Raw genomic sequence first — 2,606 nt, forward strand, 5'->3', positions numbered from 1 at the left:
CAATACCACTCCCTAAAGAAATAAGGAAGATAAAGGGATATAGCCCAAAGTTTAATGGCTCATTTGAAGGTACTGCCACCAAATGGCTCACCCCTAAATGGGGTATCTCAGCAGGTTTGCGCTTAGAAGAAAAAGGTATGGAAACTGATGCAAATGTAAAGAACTACGGAATGGAGATTATAGAACAAGGTAACCACGTGGCGGGCTATTGGACGGGTGATGTACATACTACCTACAAAAGTTCATTCGTTACCTTGCCTATATCACTGAACTATCACCTTGCTAATCGTTGGAAATTGCGCTTAGGTACATTCGTTTCTTACCGTATGGACGGCAATTTCTCAGGCTATGTAACCGAAGGTTATTTACGAGAAGGTAGTCCTATCGGTGAGAAAGTAAGTTTTACTAACGGACAGATAGCCTCTTATGATTTTAGCAATCATCTACGCCATTGGCATTGGGGCGTACTGATAGGAGGCTCTTGGCAAGCCTTCAAACGCTTTAATATCAACGCTGAACTATCCTATGGAATAAACAATATTTTTACAAAAGACTTCAAAAGCATAACCTTTAATATGTACCCTATCTATATGAATATAGGTTTTGGGTATCACTTTTAAACAATTTTATCTAAAACTTCGTCAAAATCCAATGATTTTCTCAAGGTGAATCTACTGATAATCAATCATATTTTGTGAGGGCGTCGTGTAAACGTCCTCACAAAAACTTTTTTAGACACTCCTTTTTAAACACTTCTCTTCAAAATAATTTTCCCCTTTCCTTGAATCGAAATGATTTAGAAAATAATTTTAACAAAACGTAACTAAAAGATTGACTTAAACTTACAATTATGCTGTAAAAATTTTAAAAAAAAGTTAATTTTTTATTTGCTCATATTGTGAGTTTGTTATACTTTTGTCCCGAAAAAAAAACAACGCCAATAACGTTAAATTTATAGATAGTATGAAAAACATTTATTCTTTCTGGGCAATATTTTGCCTATTCACTCTTTTTGTGATAAGTTGTTCTAAGGACGACGAGACTACTGCTCCCGTAGGTACTCAAACCTCTACTAACCAAACGGGAACAACCACTAACACTACCCAAACTGGTACTACCACTGTCACTACACAAACGGGCACAACTACTAACACTACCCAAACAAGCACAACTACTAACACTACACAAACAGCTATAGTGGAAGTAATTGTAAGTGGTGAGGTGAATGGCATTAACTTAAAAGTTACAGACGCTCCTGCAAATCAAAACCCTAAAACGATAGCTAATGTATCTTTAAAGAATGCCAATACCAAGTTTGAAGCAAATAAACACATTGGTAAAACCCTTTACTTTGTGTTAGAGAAAAATGGTATGCCAGTATCCGATGTGGTTGAAAAAGAAATCCGCGCTGGTGATAACACCGTGAACCTCACCGTTAAAAAGAAAAAAGAAGACGGTAAGGCTGCCGTTAATATCAAAGTAACCCAAGACGGCAAACCCGTTGCTAATAAAAAAGTATATGGTGTAGGTGGCTCTTTCAAGTTTGAAAGTATAACAAATCTCCTTGAAAGAACAAATGGCAATGAGGACTATATTTCAGGACAAGTAGAACTAACAGGCAATACCAATAATGAGGGAATTGTACGCTTCATTTTTACTCCAGAAGAAAAAAACATCACTGATTATCACTTTTTTATCCTCACTGAAGAAGCGCCCTTTTATCTATCAGTTGATGTAAATCTCGACGGCTCTCTAAAAGAAGCTACTATCAACATCCCTAAAAAGGTTACTGTTACTTTTGTAGTTACCGATAGTGAAAACGAAACTGTAGAAAACGCTACTGTAAATATCAACAACATTTCATTAAACACTGATAGTAAAGGAAGAGTAATGATTCCTTTAGCAATGGCTACTTACGATTATTCAGTTACCCTCCCTTGTGGTACCAATAAAAAAGGAAATATAACAATTTCCGGTGATAAAACTGAAAACGTAAAATTTACTACTGCTGAACGCGGACAAGTGATTGTTGAAAACAAAACCGATAAGAAATGCACTGTAAAATTCAAAGGTCAAAATTATGAATTAGAAGCAGGTGCTACCAAAGTCTTTATGAATCAAAAAGTGTATAATAACATTTATGACATTGATTTTTATGTAAATGGTAACAGAGTAGAAAAACTCTATAACGGAATGCTCACTTGCTCTCAAAAGAAAATAACTTTTACTCTAAACCCTGAAGATATAAAATAATGTCTTTCCTAAAATAAATTATTCAAGAGGTTAACTTTTTAGCTAACCTCTTTTTTTGTTCTAAAATACTACTTTCGCACAGTTTTTGCTGTTGTTTTTCGTTAAACATCAATAGTTAGTAAAAATGAACTATCATATTAAAGGAATGGGATCTCTATGAATAATCAGGTTATGAAAACAAATATTTTTGTTGTATGTTTAATACTATTCGGCAGTTTGTTACACGCTCAAAATGAACGTACTGAAACGCTTGTACAATCAGAAGAAAAAGGTTGGGAATACGAACTAAAAGCTGGCGTAAATATAGGAGGTGCAAGCCCAATACCACTCCCTAAAGAAATAAGGAAGATAAA

General features: G+C 34.8%; 2 protein-coding genes and 1 pseudogene. All 3 read left to right on the forward strand.

Annotated elements, in window-relative coordinates:
- Positions 1-620 (forward strand): porin family protein (locus HMPREF9073_RS08670; protein ID WP_009413392.1); only part of this gene is annotated, 620 nt, incomplete at its 5' end.
- A 343-nt stretch (positions 621-963) separates the two neighbouring features.
- Positions 964-2,253 (forward strand): carboxypeptidase-like regulatory domain-containing protein, encoded by a 1,290-nt coding sequence (locus HMPREF9073_RS08675; protein WP_009413393.1) that lies wholly within the window; start codon positions 964-966, stop codon positions 2,251-2,253.
- A 156-nt stretch (positions 2,254-2,409) separates the two neighbouring features.
- Positions 2,410-2,606: pseudogene (locus tag HMPREF9073_RS15705) on the forward strand (PorT family protein); the annotation flags it as partial.

The organism is Capnocytophaga sp. oral taxon 326 str. F0382 (assembly GCF_000318295.1).
Classification (GTDB): Bacteria; Bacteroidota; Bacteroidia; order Flavobacteriales; family Flavobacteriaceae; genus Capnocytophaga; species Capnocytophaga periodontitidis.

Excerpts from the sequence above, each read along its gene's own strand:
- HMPREF9073_RS08675 (WP_009413393.1), top strand. The coding sequence starts at position 964 with ATGAAAAACATTTATTCTTTCTGGGCAATATTTTGCCTATTCACTCTT.